The sequence below is a fragment of the Stenotrophomonas maltophilia genome (assembly GCF_900186865.1).
Taxonomy (GTDB): Bacteria; Pseudomonadota; Gammaproteobacteria; order Xanthomonadales; family Xanthomonadaceae; genus Stenotrophomonas; species Stenotrophomonas maltophilia.
On sequence record NZ_LT906480.1, the window covers coordinates 3,485,695 to 3,502,582 of the forward strand.

A 16,888-nucleotide genomic window follows, 5' to 3' on the forward strand; every position below is an offset into this window, starting at 1 on the left:
GATTACCACATGACGGGCAATGCCCGCACTTTGGAGCATGGGAGTGAAAGCAGACAAAGCCATCGCGACCTACCGGCGCATGCGGGCGCAGCCGCTGTGGCGTCTGCTTGCCTCGACTACCGGGCCTACCGTCATTGGCCTGCTTCAATCTCATCTGTATGAGAGCGAGCGAAGCCTGCCTGCCTCCATTTTTCACGAACGCATCGCAAGGGATCTCGAAGAGCTGCGCGCCCAAGGCGAAGACTTTCCCCAAACGGCACAGGCGTATGTCGCCAGCTGGCTCGCCGATGGCTACTTGGAACGACGCTTCCCGGCTGGGGCTTCAGAAGAAGAATATGAACTATCCACAGCGGCTGTCGAAGCCATTCGATTTGTCTCTGGACTGGCGCAGCCGCATTCAGCTGCGACCGAAAGCCGCCTGACCCTCGTTATCGAGGCCTTGGCCCGACTGGCCGAGGACACCGACACCGACAAGTTCCGCCGCATCGACCGGCTAATGGCCGAGCAAGCCCGCATCGACAAAGAGATAGACGCCATCCAGAAGGGGCAGATGCGCGTGCTGCCCCATACAACGGCGCTTGAACGAACGCGGGAGATCATCACGCTGGCCGACGATCTGGCCGGTGATTTCCGTCGCGTCCGCGATCAGTTCGACCAATTGAATCGCGATCTCCGTGAACGCATCATGGACAACGATGGCAATCGTGGGGATGTGCTGGATTCGCTGTTCGCCGGAATCGACCTGATTTCAGAGAGCGACGCAGGCAGGACTTTCTCCGCTTTCTGGCGTTTGCTTACGGACCCCGAACAGGCGGCCACGCTCGATCAGGCGCTCGATAGTGTCATGTCGCGGGAGTTCGTGGGGCAGCTCGAAGCCAAGGAGCGACGATTCCTTCTGCGGCTAACGCGCACCCTTCTTGAGCAGGGCGGCATGGTTCACGAGGTGCTCCAGACCTTCGCGCGCAGCCTGAAGCACTTTGTCCAGAGTCGTGAATACCTCGAGCAACGTCGACTCAATCACCTGCTGAAAGACGCTCAGCGCGCAGCACTGAGCCTGAAAGATGAAGTCAGGGCCACTGAAACGCTCCAGTACACATTGGAGCTCACGAGCAGTCGGTTGCGATCCTTGTCTCAATGGGTTCTGCACGACCCATCCCTGCAAGCATTGCCTGGGCAGATGGCAGAAGGGGATGCGCCGCCAATCGACCTTGAGTCTGTGAGCGAACTGGTCGCACAGTCCGAGATCGACTTCCGAACACTGAAGGCCAATGTGCTGGCTGTCCTGGAGCAACGCTCCCATGCATCCATTGCCGACGTGCTGGAGCAGTTCCCCGCTGCACAGGGGCTGGGCAGCGTCGTCGGCCTGCTGGCGCTGGGCAGTCGGCATGGGTTCAAGGCCGACCATAGTGAAACCGTAGGCTGGGTTGGAGGCGACGACGAGCGTCGTAGCGCCCGAATTCCAAAGATCTTCTTTTTGAAGGAGCGGGCCGATGAACTGGTCTGAGAACGACGAATCGGCAATGCCAGCCGAAGCACAAGAACCCGATGCTGCTCAGGCACCTGCCAACACCCTGTTCCTGGGCGACAGCGGCGAGTTGGCACTGGACACCCGGCGCGCCTTGGTGCAGCTGCTGGCAGGGCCGTCGCTCGATGGACGTCGGCATCCAAAACTCTGGCCGATCTTGGTGCGAGACGAAGCGGTGATCCGTCGGCGTCTTGCCGAACTGTTTCTCGAACTGGTTATCGACCGGGATGTACAAGTGGCTTTCACGCGCCAGGCAGATACCGGTGACCTCGAAGTGCCCCTCCTGCTGCGTCGCGCCCAGCTGACGTTCATTGATTCCATTCTGCTGCTCCACCTACGGCAGCGATTGACCCAAGCCGATTCGCAGGGTGACCGCGCCGTGGTTTCGACAGACGAGATCACGGAGTTTCTCTCCCTCTATGAGCGCGCCGCCAACACCGACCGTGCAGGGTTCGTGAAACGGGTTCACGCCTCCATCGAGAAGATCAAGAAGCACAGCATCCTGCAGAAAATTCGCTCAAGCGAGGATCGCTTCGAGATTTCGCCGACGCTGAAGCTCCTATTCTCAGCCGAGGAAATACAAGCGCTGACGCACCTGTATCAGCGTATGGCCGCCGGAGAGACGCCAGCGCAACTGACTCAGACCGACGCTGACGAGGAGGCCGACCAATGATCTCGGAACCCCAAACCGTCTCCTTGTTTGCCCGCGAGCAGTTCCGCATGACCCGCCTGCAGGTATACAACTGGGGTACTTTCTCCGGCCTGCACGACGTGCCGATCAGCGAGCGAGGCTTTTTGTTTGTGGGTCGATCCGGCGCAGGGAAGTCGACACTGCTCGATGCATTTTCGGCGTTGCTGACGCCACCTCGCTGGATCGATTTCAACGCTGCTGCGCGCGAGGCAGACCGCAGTGGCCGAGACCGGAACCTCGTCACCTACATACGTGGTGCGTGGGCAGAACAGAAGGATGGGGAGTCGGGTGAGATCGCGACGCGCTACCTGCGCTCGGGGACAACGTGGTCAGCCTTGGCACTGAGCTACCAGAACGCCTTGGGCCAGTCTGTGGTGTTGGTTCAGGTGTTCTGGCTGCGCGGTAATGCAAACGGTAGCGCCGACGTCAAACGCCACTACCTTGTGATGGAGCGGGCCTTTGACCTGCGCGAGCTGGAGGACTTTGGTCAGTCAAACTTCGACATCCGAAAGCTCAAGCAGTCCTTCCCGGAGGCATTCGCCCGCGACGAATTTCGTCCCTATTGCGAACGGTTCTGCCGTCTGCTCGGCATCGAGAGCGAAATGGCGCTGCGTTTGCTGCACAAAACCCAGTCGGCTAAAAACCTCGGCGACCTCAATACCTTTCTGCGCGACTTCATGCTCGACAAGCCCGAGACCTTCGAGGTAGCGGATCGCTTGGTTAGTGAATTTGGCGAACTCAATGCTGCCCACCAGGCGGTAGTCACGGCCCGCGAACAGGTTCAAACGCTCGCGCCAGCACGGGAGCAGCATCAGCGTAGGGACTCGTTGATGCTGCAACGTAATGGACTGGAGGAGCTTCGGCTGGGCGTTGATGGCTACCGGGAAACCCGACGCATTGAGCTTCTCAAGGAGCACGTGGCAGCCCTGGAGGTGCAAGCCAACGGCTCAGAAGGTGAAGTGGGGCGACGTCAAAGCACTCTGGATAACCACGCCGCAACCTTGCGCGATCTGGAGCGACAGCACCGTGAGGCAGGCGGTGATCAGATCGAGCAATGGGAGGCTGAGAAATCGGGGCTGGAGGGCCAGCGCACAGATCGCCTGCGCAAACGTGGTCAGGCTGAAGAGGCTTGCAAGAAGCTGGGCTGGAGCCTCCCTGATTCGCCTCAAGCCTTCGCGGAACTGTTGGGCAACGCGCGGCAGGAGGTTGAAAACTGGGAGCAGCGAAGCAACGCGAACCGCGAAGAACAGTTCCGCCTGGCAGGAGAAAAAAGGGACGCTGAGGCAGCATTTTCGCAAGCAGTGAAAGAGGTGCAGGCACTCCAGCGCCAGCCATCGAACATTCCAGCCGACATGCTGGAAATGCGCCGAAATATCGCCACCGCCATCGGGATCGCGGAGTCGGCACTTCCCTTTGTTGGCGAACTCGTCGAAGTGAAACCTGACGAGGCCGAATGGCAGGGGGCCATTGAGCGCGTCCTGCACGGCTTTGCGCTCTCACTCCTTGTGGACGAGCGCCAGTATTCCGCGCTGGCCAATCACATCAACACCACCCACCTTGGGCAGCGCTTGGTGTATTACCGGACTGGCCGTCCGGAGACGTGGCAGGCCAAGCCAATCGGGGCTAACTCGCTCGTACTCAAGCTGAACGTCAAAGAGGGAGCCTACGCTGATTGGCTCCAGGCAGAACTGCGGCAACGCTTCGATTACGCGTGCGTCGATTCCATTCAGTCGTTCAGGAGCGCAGATCGCGCCATCACCCGCGAGGGCCAGGTCAAGCACAGCAAAACTCGGCACGAGAAAGACGACCGCAGAAGTGTCGGCGACCGACGAAACTGGGTGCTCGGATTCGATAACCGGGAGAAGCTCGGGCTGTTTCAAGCTCAGGCGCAGGAGCAGGCTGACGCGATTGCGCGCCTCGGCGGGGAGATCGACAAACTCTCCGACCAAGACAAGAACCGTGCAACCCGAGCGATGCAGTGCCAAACGCTGGTGAATCTCCAGTGGCAGGAAATAGATCTGCTCCCATTGCTGGATCGCATCTCCACCATTGAGCGGCAAATCCGCGAAGCGCGGGAAGGCAACACCACCCTACTGCAGCTCAGTGAGCAGATCGAGAAGCAAAAGAAGCTCGTCGAGGATGCTGATAAGGAGCTTCGCCAGGCAACGCGCGCGCACGACTCGATTCTTGACCAAATCAAGACCAGTACGCAGAAACTGGAATCGCTCCTACAGGACGCGTCTCTCGTTCCTTTGACGCCCCACCAGGTTTCGGGACTCGACGAGCGCTTCGCCAAGCAGTCAGATGCAGTCCGGCTCGACAACCTCGACAAGGTGACAACCTCTGTAGAACGCGCACTCAATGCGGAGATCGAAGAGGTCAACCGTGGGATTGGTGCCTGCGAGAAGGAAATAGAAGCGCGCTTCGCCGATTTCAAACGTCAGTGGCCCATGGACGCGGGCGACATGGACACGAGCCTCGCCAGCGCGCCAGACTTCTTCGCCAAATTGGTTCGACTGGAAACGGATGGCTTGCCTGCCTATGAGCAGCGGTTCTTCGAGCTGCTTCAAAACCAAAGCCACCAGAATCTGGCGGCACTTTCCACTTACCTGAACGATGCGCGCAAAGCCATCCTTGAGCGGATGGATCTCGTCAACGACAGTCTTGGCCAGGTGCCTTTCAATCAGAGCGCCAATCAACGCACCTATCTCCACATCGATGCCAGCGACCGGCAGCTTGTCGACGTCAAGGAGTTCAAGCAGGAAATCCAGCAGGCTCTGAGCCATGCGTGGACGGAGGACCGCGAGTTTGCCGAGGCACGGTTCCTGGCCCTACGCCGACTTGTTGATCGACTCGCCAGTCAGGACCCCGAGCAAAAACGTTGGCGTGAAACCGTGCTCGACGTTCGACAACATGTGGAGTTCATCGGAAGGGAAATCGATGAAAGCGGCGTCGAGGTCGAGATCTACCGCAGCGGAGCAGGCAAGTCTGGCGGTCAACGACAGAAGCTGGCCACCACGTGCTTGGCCGCTGCATTGCGGTATCAGCTGGGCGGGAACGACCACGGCGTGCCGATGTACGCGCCCGTCGTGCTTGATGAAGCCTTCGACAAGGCTGATAACGAGTTCACCGCTTTGGCGATGAACATCTTTACCAATTTCGGATTCCAGATGGTGGTCGCTACACCGTTGAAGTCCGTCATGACCCTTGAGCCATTCATCGGTGGCGCCTGCTTCGTCGATATCAGCGATCGGAGAGTATCAGGCGTTCTGCTGATCGAGTACGACGGTGACCGTCAGCGGTTGAAGCTGCCGGAGCACGCTCGAGAGGAGGCTAACGTTGAAGCTCCCTGAAGATGTTCGGCAGCTTCTTGCCCGTCGCTTTCAAAGCAAGCACCGCGAGTGGTTGATCGGTGATCCGGGTGAGGTCCACTGGCCGCTGGAAGTTCCCCTCGGCATTCCGACGGAGCAGGCTGCACTGAGACAAGTTGACAGCGTTCGCGCTTGGGTGAGCGCATGGCAAGGTTGGCAAGGAGTCGGCTCCTTGTCGTGGAGTGAGCGCCGGTGGAAAGCGCTTGGTGTTCAGCGACTGCCCGAGAAACTGGCGTTACGAGGCCCTGAAGATGTTGCCCTGTGGATCGGTGCATCTGCACGGTGGGTTCGCGCCCTGTCTCGGTATCAGACGCTGACTGCTCGCTGGCCGGTTCTTGCGCAGCAGTTGCCGAAATATTTTGATGTCCTCGCAGATTACAGCGATGCCGACTATCAAAGGCTGACAGAGATGCTGGATTGGATTGCGAGCCATCCGAACTCCAACCTGTATCCCCGCCAGCTGCCGGTATCAGGACTGGACAGCAAATGGCTTGATGGGCGCAAAGGGCTGCTGACGGATCTGGTGGCCGCAATACAGGAGGACTCATCCAGCGACGTGGATTTTTACCAGCGGTGTGGCCTGAAGGCTCCACCACTCCTTGTGCGCATGAGGGTGCTGGATCAGTCGTTGCGAGCTCATGTCGGCGGCGTGGGTGACATCACTGCGCCGGTTGACGACCTCGCGGGTATCAGTTGGCCTGTCTCGCATGTGTTCATTGTCGAGAACCTTCAAACGGGACTGGCAATGTCCGACATGCCGGGCGCTGTCGTGTTCATGCGCCTTGGCTATAACGTCGACGTGTTGGCCCGGCTACCTTGGCTTGCCCGCGCGAAGTGCATCTACTGGGGTGACTTGGACACCCATGGATTTGCCATTCTGCATCGCGCCCGTTCATACATTCCAGAGTTGCAATCCGTGCTCATGGACGAAGAGACTTTGCTTCGACACAAGGCACTGTGGGTGGACGAGGCGGCGCAGCATTCAGCAGCGGAACTGACGCTCCTGACCAAGGATGAGCAGCAACTTTATCGGGATCTCAAGCAGCAGCGCTGGGGGCAAAACGTTCGCTTGGAACAGGAGCGGATCGACTGGACTGCCGCATGGAACGTGTTGCAACGGTCATTTGCCTAGAGCCAGCGGCCTGTAGCAGTTGGCTGCCGATGGCGCCCCCAGATCAGCGCAGCGCGTTCAACACTTTTTCGGCTTCTGGCCAGGGCAGCCGTCGCTTGCCCGACTTCATTCGGTCGAGTGCCTTGAAGGCGTCGTCGACAGTCAGCAGCTGGTTCTCGATCATGGCGCACAGCAACCCAATGGTGCCCATGACGTTGACCTGTTCCTTGTTGGCAACAATTCGCAAATTGGTGTCGCCCGTGAGTAGGGTGCAGGCCTCTTGCTTCGCAAGCGCCAGTGCCAAGTAGTCGTTGTGACTGGGCTTGGGGCCGTTTTTCGCGGGAAGTAGGTGATTGTGCTGGCCTGGCAACTGCTGGGCATAGGCTACGAAGTCGCCGCTGACCTCCATGACCTGCAAGCCCAAGTCTTCAAGGCCCGGACTGCCCGGTTCAATTTCTTCGTAGTACAGCAGATCAGGGATGCCAAACTGCATCGGAAGCTGAAAGAGCGTCTCCATCAACGCTCCCGCTTCCATATCGATCAAGATGTTCGCATCACTGATGAGCAACCGCATCCGATGACTCCAGCTGGCGTTCTTTGTGGAAGCGCATCATCGGGATGCCCAGCAGTTCCGCCGCCTTGCCTTCGGAAATGTATTGCTCGGCCAAGGCGCGGTACACCAACTGATCAAACAGTCGTGGATGCTCTTGCGGCAGTGGCTCGCCAGGCTCAGTCTTGCGCCAGCCCTTGGCCGAAAACCGCTTGAACATAGAGACGTGAGCGGCCTCGGTGATCACGCCACACTGTTTGGCGCGCTGCAGCCATCCGGTCATCGACAGACCGAACTCGTGCTTGAGCACATACAACTCTTGCCATTCCAAGGCATGGCGTTGTGCGCCAAGCAACTGCAACACCGCGACACGCGGAGCCAGGAAGGCACCGGCGAACCGGTCGCAGGCTTTCTCTTCATTGATGCCGTCAGCCAGCCGTCCTTCGAGCAGCAGGTGCCCCAGCTCATGCGCCAGCGTGAACCGCTGCCGATCACCGGGCCAGCGCTTGGAGACAGCCACGACCGGATACTCCCGGCCATCTTCGGTTCGTGCCTTGGCCGTCAAGCCAGAGAAGCCCGGATTCTCTTCATCGACCACGATGACCAGCAAGCCAAGGCCTTCGAGGGTGTCGGTTAGGTCAGCAATCGGATTCAGCCCCAACTGCCAAGCGTTGCGGACCGTATCCGAGAAGGCGTCGATCTCATCGAGCGAGGTGATCTGCTCAGGCAGATTCGCGGGCGGTGCAAACGCCGGGAACGGCAATTCGGGAAATGCGCCGAGCAACTCCACGCGCTTTTCCACCAGTTCGACGACCTTGATCTTCAGCGCATCCTGCGCCGTCTTGCCAAAGGTCGAGAGCTTGCGGAATTCGGGCTGCAGCAGTGCAACCGTATGCGTTCGAAAGAAGTACTCGGTCCGGATGCCGCAGGCGCGGGCCAGCTTGAGCAGTTGAGACGACGAGGGCGTCAGCAGACCCTTCTCGTACTTCTGGATGGCGGTGTGAGAAACACCCACCTGTTCACCCAACGCACCCAGGGTCAGACCTGCCGCCAATCGTGCTTGACGAATGCGATCTGCAATCATGACGCCTCCTTGGGTTGGGTTTAAAACAACCGTGATCCTACCAAAAATTTAAACCAAAGAGAAGCCCGTCCGTCTCGAAGGCTGTGGCGTCACTCGTGGGCGACTGCCTCCATGTAGGGTCGAATCACAGTGGCGACGCGGCAGTCCTGAGCGTAGCGCCACAGATCGTCTGCGGACGCCTTGCGCGTCCTCCAGGCGTCTTTCAATGCCTCCAGAGCCACATCTAGCCCGATCTTGTTGCGATGTTTGAAGCAATCGACCACGGTCTTGGCCGGGTTGTAGATCCGCACCTTCACCCCATTGCACAAGTGCTCCTCGATGCCTGCCAGATGAGCGCTACCGGCCATCTGAACCATCCGGATCGGCGGATAGTCGATCCGGGGTGAGTGGCTACCGCGTGGCATGGCGATCCAGACTTGACGAGGTAGTTGGGTGGTCAGCCCGTGAAACTGGAGTGCGGAGAGCAGGCAGAACACGGCTTGTGGCACCCTGGTGGCGACAAGGGCAAGACTCTCGAATTCCGTTACCTGTGTGCCTGGCAGACGGTAAAGACCACGCCCGACCCGTTCCAGCAGTCCTGCGGCAGTCATGCGCGTCAGGATGACCCGGGGCGTGCCGATGGCGTCCAAATCGCTGGCGCGCAGCAGCCCTCTCTGGCTAGCCAGATCAAGGATGCGCTGGGTGTGGGTCTCGGAGAGCATTGATGGAGTGTGTTCCATTTGTTCTCCAATTTCAAATAATCAACGAAATATCGGAACGTATGGCCATGCACATCGCCAAGGACTGCATCAACTACGGGGCATCAGCATTCCCTCTCGCCGGGTACCGGCATGGGCGCAGGTGGTGCATCTCCCAGAGAAAGATCTCCTCGATGCTGAAGCGGATGACGTCACCGTTTGCGATCCGATAGAACGGAATGCCCAGCCGCAGGCGTTCCTGATTCTGGTGAATCCAGTAACCGGGCAAGCCAGTGATGTCGACTACATCTTTGGCGGAGTAGAAAACCCGATCACGGCGTTCAGGCCGCTTCTGCATCATCTGCTCGATGGCGTCTTCACGTGCTGTGGGAGATGATTCGGACAACGGGCGTCCGCTAGGGGATTTCCAAGTGACCCGAGCCTTGCGCTCGAAGGTCTCGACCTCCATCAGAAGGTAACGAACAGATCTGTTGAGGTGCCAGGCGGGTGGGCCGATTCCTTCCGAGCGCCACTTTTGCAGCGTCTTGGGTGAGAGATTCCACCTCGAGGACAACTGGTTTTCATCGAGGACCGGATACGTGATGACTGGCTCATCCGGGCTGACCACAACACCCTGTCTATCGGCATCAACCTTGGGCTTCATCGCGCGCCTCCGTCAGCGCGGCCTCGGCCGCTTCAAGACTGCCGTACTGCGCGATGAGTGCGAAGGCCTCGCTCAAGTAGTACCGCTTTGGCTCAGGGGCGGCGGGCGCGGGAGATTCGACAACGGGCTGCGCGTCGTTCAAGGATGGCAGCGGCACTTCGTTGGACATGCCCTGGCGGTTCACCTGCTCATAGGTGACGATCTCATCCACTGGATAGCGGACGGCCTTTGAGAGCTTGATATACGGCGGGCCTCGTTCTTCGCTGCGCCAGCGTTGTAGGGTCTTGATGCTGACGTTCCACCGCCGAGCAAGCTCGGTTTCGGTGAAGGCGGGTTCGGTTTGCATGGCATGTCCTTTCGTCGTTCGTGCCGGGCATTACGGCGACAAACGAGAGGAAAGCCAAGTTGCAGCCCCGAGATTCCTTGGCAGTCACGGCAACTGCGAGTGCCAATCAGCCTCTCTGAATTTACAATCATGGGCATGCGCGGCTGCGCGAAATCCTTCCCCGGAATCGCGCGAAGGTCTCAAGGCTTCCGACCGGGGCTGAGAGACTGCTGATATGTGGGTTTGGTTTTCTGTTAAACTACACCACCATCTTCAGAGACCTGCAGAAATGCAGGTCTTTTTTTTGCGTGCGGCCTGCCATCCACGCATGGCGTGGATCTACCTGGCGCTGGCCCCTTCCATGGCCTCGATCCATGCCGGGCCACCGCCGTCTGGTTGACGAAACATTTACACCGGTACCCGCCGCGGCACCTACGCTGCAGATTCCTGCCGGAGCCTGCCGATGCAATTGCGCCCCACCCTGCTCGCCTGCCTGCTGCTGGCCGCCGCCCCGGTGATCGCCGCCGAACCGGTGCGTGCAGTCGACACGCTGGACATCGACCGCTATGCAGGCCAATGGCACGAGATCGCTCACCTGCCGGTGTCATTCCAGAAGCAGTGCGTCGGCGAGATCACCGCCAACTACGGGCTGCGCCGCGATGGCCGCATCAGTGTCACCAATGCCTGCCGCAAAGCCGACGGAGAACGCGTGATCGCCGAAGGCGTTGCACGCCCGGTGGCTGGCCATCCCGGCCAACTGCAGGTGCGCTTCGTTCCGGACTGGCTGAGCTGGGTGCCACTGGTCTGGGCCGACTACTGGGTGCTGGCGCTGGACCCGGACTACCAGTGGGCCCTGGTTGGTGAACCGGACCGGAAATACCTGTGGATCCTCTCGCGCCTGCCGGAAATGGACCGCGCCCGGTTCGAGCAGTTGAAGGAAAAAGCCGAAGCCATGGGCTACGACCTGCGCCCGCTGCGCCTGATGGCCCCGCTTCGCGATACGCCCGCCGATTGAGCCGCAGTTCAATCCGTACGCGCACCGTGCGCCCGAAGATCCAGCGCTGCGCACGCCCCGCCGCCATCTTCACGCGCTACCCTCTGCGACGGCTCGCCACAGGCGATCCAAACGACCATACGCCGTAGTATGCTTATTCCAACGCACCGCCTCCAGAGGACCTGCGCCCATGCTCCACCGTTTCCGTATCGCCTTGATCGTCCTGAGCACCCTCGCCCTTGCCGCCTGTGGCAACGGCATCGTCAAGCGTGTTTCGGAACCGGCGGCCAGCCTGCAGCAGCTGACCGTGCGCGCCGACGGCAACTGGACCGTGGCGCTGCGCCTGCAGAACTTCAGCTCGATGCCGATGACTTTCGATGATGTGTCGCTGGCGCTGACCGTCGGCGATGCCGAGGCCGGCACCCTGCAGGCCAAGCCCGGTATCTCCATCGGCGGCACCTCCGCGGATGTCATCAATGTCGACCTGGTGCCCAGTTCGGCCGCACGCCTGGTGGTGGCCGATGCACTGGCCGGCAACCGCACCCTGGCCTATGGCCTGAAGGGAACGGTCGCGGCCACGCCGCAGGAAAAGAAGCAGCGCAGCTTCGACATCAGCAGCCGCAGCACCCTCAACCAGGCCCCGGGCCTGCCGGGCGTGCTGCGCTGATTTCCACCTTCCGTCGCGGCGCCTGGCGCCGCTCTCCCCTGCCCTGATCAAATCGAGACGTACCGATGAGCAGCTACACCGCCCCGCTTTCCGACCTCCGTTTCGCCCTGCACGACGTGCTCAAGGTCGAACCCCTGTTCGCCCGCCTGGGCTTCACCGACGCCACCGCCGACGTGGTCGATGCCGTGCTGGAAGAAGCTGGCCGCTTCAGCGCCACCGTGCTGGCCCCGCTCAACAGCGTTGGCGATGAGATCGGCTGCGTGCTCGACCAGGCCACCGGTGAAGTGACCACCCCGCCCGGCTTCAAGCAGGCCTACGACCAGTTCGTCGATGGCGGCTGGACCGGCCTGACCGCCTCGCCGGAACTGGGTGGCCAGGGCCTGCCGCACACCCTTGGCGTGCCGCTCAACGAAATGATCAACGCCGCCAACCTGGCGTGGGGCAACTTCCCGCTGCTCTCGCACGGCGCCATCGAAGCGCTGAAGCAGCACGGCGAGGCCTGGCAGCACGAGGCCTTCCTCAAGCCGCTGATCGAGGGCCGCTGGACCGGCACCATGTGCCTGACCGAGCCGCACTGCGGTACCGACCTGGGCCTGCTGAAGACCAAGGCCGAGCCGAACGCCGATGGCAGCTACTCGATCACCGGCACCAAGATCTTCATCACCGCCGGCGAGCACGACCTGACCGACAACATCGTGCACCTGGTGCTGGCCAAGCTGCCCGACGCCCCTCCGGGCGCCAAGGGCATCTCGCTGTTCGTCACGCCCAAGTTCAAGGTCGACCGCGATGGCAATGTCGGCGAGCGCAACGCACTGCGCTGCGGCTCGATCGAGCACAAGATGGGTATCAAGGGTTCGGTCACCTGCGTGATGAACTTCGACGGTGCGCAGGGTTACCTGGTCGGCCAGCCGCACAAGGGCCTGCAGGCCATGTTCACCATGATGAACACCGCGCGCCTGGGCGTCGGCCTTCAGGGCATCGGCCTGTCCGAGCGCGCTTACCAGAACGCACTGAAGTACAGCCGTGAACGCCTGCAGTCGCGCGCCCTGAGCGGTGCGAAATTCCCGGACAAGCCGGCCGACCCGATCCTGGTGCACCCGGATGTGCGCCGCATGCTGCTGACGGTGAAGTCGCTGGTCGAGGGCAGCCGCCTGCTGGCCCTGCACGCCGCCACCCTGATCGACGTTGCCCATCACGCCGAGGACGCCGCCGAGCGCGAGCGCGCCGATACCCTGGTGAGCTTCCTGACCCCGATCTCCAAGGCCTGCCAGACCGAATGGGGCATCGAGAACACCTACAACGCCCTGCAGTGCTTCGGTGGCCACGGCTATATCCGCGAACACGGCATGGAGCAGCTGGCCCGCGATGCGCGCATCACCACGCTGTATGAAGGCACCACTGGTATCCAGGCGCTGGACCTGATCGGCCGCAAGACCGCCTCCAGCCAGGGCGCCGGCCTGAAGCTGATGCTGGCCGAGATCGAAGCCTTCGCCAAGGAGCATGAAGGCAACGAAGCGCTGGCCGAGTTCATCGGCCCGCTGCGCGCCAAGGCCGCCGAATGGGGCAAGCTGACCCTGGACGTGCTGCAGCGCGCGGCCGGCAATCCAGACGAACTGGGGGCGGCCAGCTACGACTACCTGTTCTATTCGGGCTACGTGGTACTGGCCTACTGGTGGGCCCGCAGCGTGGCCGCCGCCGACGCCAGCGCGCACGGCGCCGCCTTCGCCGAGGGCAAGCGCGAAACCGCTCGCTTCTACTTCGCCCGTGTGCTGCCGCGCACCCTCAGCCACGCCGCCGCGATCCAGGCCGGCGCCGCCCCGCTGATGGCGATGGACGACGAGCGCTTCGGCGCCTGAGCCGGGCTGCCGCCCGGCACCCGCGGTAGTGCCGGCCGCTGGCCGGCAACCGCAACAGCTGGCTTCCTGCGGGATGGCGAGGTGGGTCCAATTGCGGGGGACGGCGCAAGTCCCCCTCCGGGGCCCGGCCCAGCCGCTGGCGGCTGTGCGTTCGGGCGCTTGCGAAGCAGTGCTTCGCAAGCAAAGCGCCCTCACCCATGTAGCCTTGATCGCGCCATCCATGGCGCTCACGCCCCCGCAACCGGACCCACCCCGCCTTCGACAGATTTCCGCTACTGCAGATCCATGCCACGCGTGGATGAGACCCCCCTAAATCCCTCTGGAGAAGAGCCCCCTTTTGTTAAAGGGGGCGCGCCGACAGGCGCGGGGATTAGGAAGAATGCGCGGGCAACCCAGCGCGCCAACGGCGGGCTGGGTTGCTAAAGGGGGCGCACCGACAGGTGCGGGGGATAGGAGGAATGCGCGGACCTGAATCGTTGCGATTTGCGTATCGCCGACAGGCGATACACAAATCGTCAACATTCAGGTATAAGCTGTTCTCCCGATGGAGACAGACACTACACGCTTGGGTCTGATCGAAGCCGGAGCTCCGTTTTCTGCTCCGGGCGCCGAAGCATCGCCCAACGCCACGACGCTGCATCGCCCCGGTTCGGTCCGGCTGCTCTCGCTTGATGCCCACGGACGCGTACTAGACTGGATCACCTGGCAGGATGCGGCGTGCCTCTACGCCCGCGAAGCGGTGGCCTGGACGCTGGGCGATCCCTGCCTGCACATCCACGGCGGCACCAATCGCTTCAGCGGCCTGCAGAGCGGCATGGACCTGCACCCGATCATCGCCGCGCGCGGCCATGCCCGCTCCCGCGCGATCGACCCCACGCCGAACCTGACCAACCCGGCCCTGTTCGCCCGCGACGCCCACCTGTGCATGTACTGCGGCCAGCAGTTCAACCGCCCCACGCTCACCCGCGACCACGTCGTGCCACTGTCCAAGGGCGGCCTGGACTGCTGGGAAAACGTGGTCACCGCCTGTTTCCACTGCAACTCGCGCAAGAGCGACCGCACCCCGCAGCAGGCCGGAATGCCGCTGCTGGCCGTGCCCTACCGGCCCAGCTGGATCGAGCACCTGATCCTGTCCAACCGCAACATCCTGGCCGACCAGATGGCCTTCCTGAAGGCGCAATTGCCCAAGCGGTCGAAGCTGAGCACCTGAACGCCTGAAAATGCAACCCTCACCGTCCTGTCACGGACGGCGGCGTTTGCTTGCCCCACCCCCGTTTGAGGGCGAAAATGGGCATTCAGAAAAAGTGCGAACATGATGATCGACTCTGCCCGCTATCCCCGCCTCGCGCGCATCCAGACGCCGGATGACCTGCGCACGTTCGACGAATCCGAACTGAGGGCGGTTGCCGACGAACTGCGCGCCTACCTCATCGAATCGGTGGGCAAGAGCGGTGGCCACTTCGCCGCCGGCCTGGGCGTGATCGAACTCACCGTGGCCCTGCACTACCTGTACCAGACTCCGGTCGACCAGCTGGTCTGGGATGTCGGTCACCAGACCTACCCGCACAAGATCCTGACCGGGCGCCGCGACCAGATCCACACCGTCAAGCAGAAGGACGGCGTCGCGCCATTCCCGAAGCGCGAGGAGAGCGAATACGACACCTTTGGCGTCGGCCACTCCTCCACCTCGATCTCGGCGGCACTCGGCATGGCCATTGCCCGCCAGTCCGAAGGCGACGACCGCAAGATCGTGGCGGTGATCGGTGACGGTGCGATGACCGCCGGCATGGCCTTCGAAGCGCTGATGCACGCAGGCGGCATGGACCCGGAACCGAACCTGCTGGTGATCCTCAACGACAACAACATGTCGATCTCCGAGGCGGTCGGCGGCCTGACCAAGATGCTCGGCCGTGCCACCGGCAGCCGCACGCTCAATGCGCTGCGCGAAGGCGGCAAGAAGATCCTCGGTGACAAGAAGAACAACCCGGCGCGTTTCGTGAAGCGCTGGGAAGAACACTGGAAGGGCATGTTCGTGCCGTCCACGATGTTCGAGGAGATGGGCTTCCACTACACCGGCCCGATCGACGGCCACGACATGCCCGCCCTGCTGTCCACGCTGAAGACGCTGCGCGCCTCCAAGGGCCCGAAGCTGCTGCACGTGATGACCACCAAGGGCAAGGGCTACGAGCCGGCCGAAGGCGACCAGATCGGTTACCACGCCGTGGGCCCGTTCGATCCGGACAAGGGCCTGGTGGCCAAGGCCGGTGCCAAGAAGCCGACCTATACCGATGTGTTCAGCGACTGGCTGTGCGATGCCGCCGCCGCCGAGCCCCGCCTGTACGGCATCACGCCGGCGATGCGCGAAGGCTCCGGCCTGGTGCGTTTCAGCAAGGAATACCCGCAGCGCTATTTCGACGTGGCGATTGCCGAACAGCATGCGGTCACCCTCGCCGCCGGCATGGCCACCCAGGGTGGCAAGCCGGTGGTGGCGATCTACTCGACCTTCCTGCAGCGCGCGTACGACCAGCTGGTACATGACGTGGCGATCCAGGACCTGGACGTGCTGTTCGCGATCGACCGCGCCGGCGTGGTCGGCCCGGACGGTGCGACCCATGCCGGCAACCTCGACCTGAGCTTCCTGCGCTGCGTGCCCAACCTGGTGGTGATGGCACCGTCCAACGAAGCCGAGTGCCGGCAGATGCTCAGCACCGGCCTGCAGCACCCGGGCCCGGCCGCCGTGCGCTACCCGCGCGGCACCGGCACCGGCGTTGCAGCCGGCACCGACCTTTCCACCCTGCCGATCGGCAAGGGCGAACTGCGCCTGCAGGGCAGCCGCATTGCCCTGCTCGCCTTCGGCAGCACCGTGGCCGCCGCCGAGCAGGTCGGCCGCGAACTGGGCCTGAGCGTGGTCAACATGCGTTTCATCAAGCCGCTGGACCGCGAGCTGGTGCTTGCTGTCGCCGCCCAGCACGAAGGCCTGGTGACGATCGAAGACAACGTGGTGGCCGGTGGCGCCGGTTCAGGCGTCGGCGAGCTGCTCAATGCCGAAGGCGTGCTGCGCCCGATCCTGCACCTGGGCCTGCCCGACAGCTACCAGCATCATGCCAGCCGCGAGGACCTGCTGGCCGAAGCAGGCATCGACGCCGCGGGCATCCGTGCGGCCGTGCTCAAGCGTTGGCCGCAGCTGGCCACAGGTACCCCGCCGCTGAGCGCGGCGGGCTGAGGTCGATTGCCACCCAGTGGATCCGCGCATGGCGTGGATCTACCTTGCGTCTGCATCCACGCATGGCGTGGGTCGACCCCGGTTCCGCAGTAGATCCACGCCATGCGTGGATAGCGGGACCCGGAAACAGGATCTGGCCTGACACCCCCG

The 16,888-nt window shown here is 62.2% G+C and carries 14 protein-coding genes; 9 read left to right on the forward strand and 5 right to left on the reverse strand.

The features are described from left to right. Positions 1–43: 43 nt before the first annotated feature. From CKW06_RS16645 to CKW06_RS16660, 4 genes are read left to right on the forward strand one after another with little or no spacing between them, the layout of a single operon-like run. Complete coding sequence (locus tag CKW06_RS16645; protein ID WP_024958024.1) at positions 44–1,504, forward strand: DUF3375 domain-containing protein; 1,461 nt, start codon at positions 44–46, stop codon at positions 1,502–1,504. Then, entirely contained in the window at positions 1,491–2,198 is a 708-nt protein-coding gene (locus CKW06_RS16650; protein ID WP_024958023.1) for a DUF4194 domain-containing protein, read from the forward strand. The genes CKW06_RS16645 and CKW06_RS16650 overlap by 14 nt, the downstream gene beginning before the upstream one ends. Further along, on the forward strand, positions 2,195–5,569 hold the full coding sequence (locus tag CKW06_RS16655; protein ID WP_024958022.1) for an ATP-binding protein: 3,375 nt from the start codon (positions 2,195–2,197) through the stop codon (positions 5,567–5,569). Before CKW06_RS16650 ends, CKW06_RS16655 begins: the two co-directional genes overlap by 4 nt. Further along, positions 5,556–6,719, forward strand: a complete 1,164-nt coding sequence (locus CKW06_RS16660; RefSeq protein WP_024958021.1) for a Wadjet anti-phage system protein JetD domain-containing protein — start codon at positions 5,556–5,558, stop codon at positions 6,717–6,719. The genes CKW06_RS16655 and CKW06_RS16660 overlap by 14 nt, the downstream gene beginning before the upstream one ends. Positions 6,720–6,762: 43 nt before the next feature. On the opposite strand, the gene CKW06_RS16665 is transcribed toward CKW06_RS16660, so the two are convergent. From CKW06_RS16665 to CKW06_RS23835, 5 genes are all read right to left on the reverse strand, one after another. Beyond that, the gene (locus tag CKW06_RS16665; protein WP_024958020.1) at positions 6,763–7,272 is read right to left on the reverse strand and encodes a PIN domain-containing protein; all 510 of its coding nucleotides are present in this window, start codon (positions 7,270–7,272) and stop codon (positions 6,763–6,765) included. Then, positions 7,253–8,332, reverse strand: coding sequence for a helix-turn-helix domain-containing protein (locus CKW06_RS16670; protein ID WP_024958019.1), 1,080 nt, complete (start codon positions 8,330–8,332; stop codon positions 7,253–7,255). The genes CKW06_RS16665 and CKW06_RS16670 overlap by 20 nt, the downstream gene beginning before the upstream one ends. An 89-nt stretch (positions 8,333–8,421) precedes the next feature. Then, positions 8,422–9,033, reverse strand: a complete 612-nt coding sequence (locus CKW06_RS16675; protein WP_024958018.1) for a type IV toxin-antitoxin system AbiEi family antitoxin domain-containing protein — start codon at positions 9,031–9,033, stop codon at positions 8,422–8,424. Between the two features lie 91 nt (positions 9,034–9,124). Next, entirely contained in the window at positions 9,125–9,673 is a 549-nt protein-coding gene (locus CKW06_RS23830) for a hypothetical protein (RefSeq protein WP_024958017.1), read from the reverse strand. After that, positions 9,657–10,019, reverse strand: a complete 363-nt coding sequence (locus tag CKW06_RS23835) for a helix-turn-helix transcriptional regulator (RefSeq protein ID WP_024958016.1) — start codon at positions 10,017–10,019, stop codon at positions 9,657–9,659. Before CKW06_RS23835 ends, CKW06_RS23830 begins: the two co-directional genes overlap by 17 nt. Before the next feature lie 442 nt (positions 10,020–10,461). On the opposite strand from CKW06_RS23835, the gene CKW06_RS16690 reads away from it, so the two are divergent. The 5 genes from CKW06_RS16690 (at position 10,462) to dxs (ending at position 16,738) form a co-directional block, all read left to right on the forward strand. Then, positions 10,462–11,013: a lipocalin family protein gene (locus CKW06_RS16690; protein ID WP_024958015.1), complete on the forward strand. Its 552-nt coding sequence runs from the start codon at positions 10,462–10,464 to the stop codon at positions 11,011–11,013. Between the two features lie 169 nt (positions 11,014–11,182). After that, entirely contained in the window at positions 11,183–11,659 is a 477-nt protein-coding gene (locus tag CKW06_RS16695) for an LEA/WHy family protein (protein ID WP_024958014.1), read from the forward strand. 65 nt (positions 11,660–11,724) lie between these two features. Continuing rightward, entirely contained in the window at positions 11,725–13,515 is a 1,791-nt protein-coding gene (locus CKW06_RS16700; RefSeq protein ID WP_024958013.1) for an acyl-CoA dehydrogenase C-terminal domain-containing protein, read from the forward strand. A gap of 544 nt (positions 13,516–14,059) precedes the next feature. After that, on the forward strand, positions 14,060–14,725 hold the full coding sequence (locus CKW06_RS16705; protein ID WP_005410414.1) for an HNH endonuclease: 666 nt from the start codon (positions 14,060–14,062) through the stop codon (positions 14,723–14,725). 105 nt (positions 14,726–14,830) lie between these two features. Continuing rightward, the gene (gene dxs / locus CKW06_RS16710; RefSeq protein WP_032964317.1) at positions 14,831–16,738 is read left to right on the forward strand and encodes a 1-deoxy-D-xylulose-5-phosphate synthase; all 1,908 of its coding nucleotides are present in this window, start codon (positions 14,831–14,833) and stop codon (positions 16,736–16,738) included. The last annotated feature ends 150 nt before the right edge of the window (positions 16,739–16,888 follow it).

Coding starts and splice junctions, on each gene's coding strand:
- CKW06_RS16650 (WP_024958023.1), top strand. CDS start 1,491: ATGAACTGGTCTGAGAACGACGAATCGGCAATGCCAGCCGAAGCACAA.
- CKW06_RS16655 (WP_024958022.1), top strand. CDS start 2,195: ATGATCTCGGAACCCCAAACCGTCTCCTTGTTTGCCCGCGAGCAGTTC.
- CKW06_RS16665 (WP_024958020.1), bottom strand. CDS start 7,272: ATGCGGTTGCTCATCAGTGATGCGAACATCTTGATCGATATGGAAGCG.
- CKW06_RS16670 (WP_024958019.1), bottom strand. CDS start 8,332: ATGATTGCAGATCGCATTCGTCAAGCACGATTGGCGGCAGGTCTGACC.
- CKW06_RS16675 (WP_024958018.1), bottom strand. CDS start 9,033: ATGCTCTCCGAGACCCACACCCAGCGCATCCTTGATCTGGCTAGCCAG.
- CKW06_RS23830 (WP_024958017.1), bottom strand. CDS start 9,673: ATGAAGCCCAAGGTTGATGCCGATAGACAGGGTGTTGTGGTCAGCCCG.
- CKW06_RS23835 (WP_024958016.1), bottom strand. CDS start 10,019: ATGCAAACCGAACCCGCCTTCACCGAAACCGAGCTTGCTCGGCGGTGG.
- CKW06_RS16690 (WP_024958015.1), top strand. CDS start 10,462: ATGCAATTGCGCCCCACCCTGCTCGCCTGCCTGCTGCTGGCCGCCGCC.
- CKW06_RS16695 (WP_024958014.1), top strand. CDS start 11,183: ATGCTCCACCGTTTCCGTATCGCCTTGATCGTCCTGAGCACCCTCGCC.
- CKW06_RS16700 (WP_024958013.1), top strand. CDS start 11,725: ATGAGCAGCTACACCGCCCCGCTTTCCGACCTCCGTTTCGCCCTGCAC.
- CKW06_RS16705 (WP_005410414.1), top strand. CDS start 14,060: ATGGAGACAGACACTACACGCTTGGGTCTGATCGAAGCCGGAGCTCCG.
- dxs (WP_032964317.1), top strand. CDS start 14,831: ATGATCGACTCTGCCCGCTATCCCCGCCTCGCGCGCATCCAGACGCCG.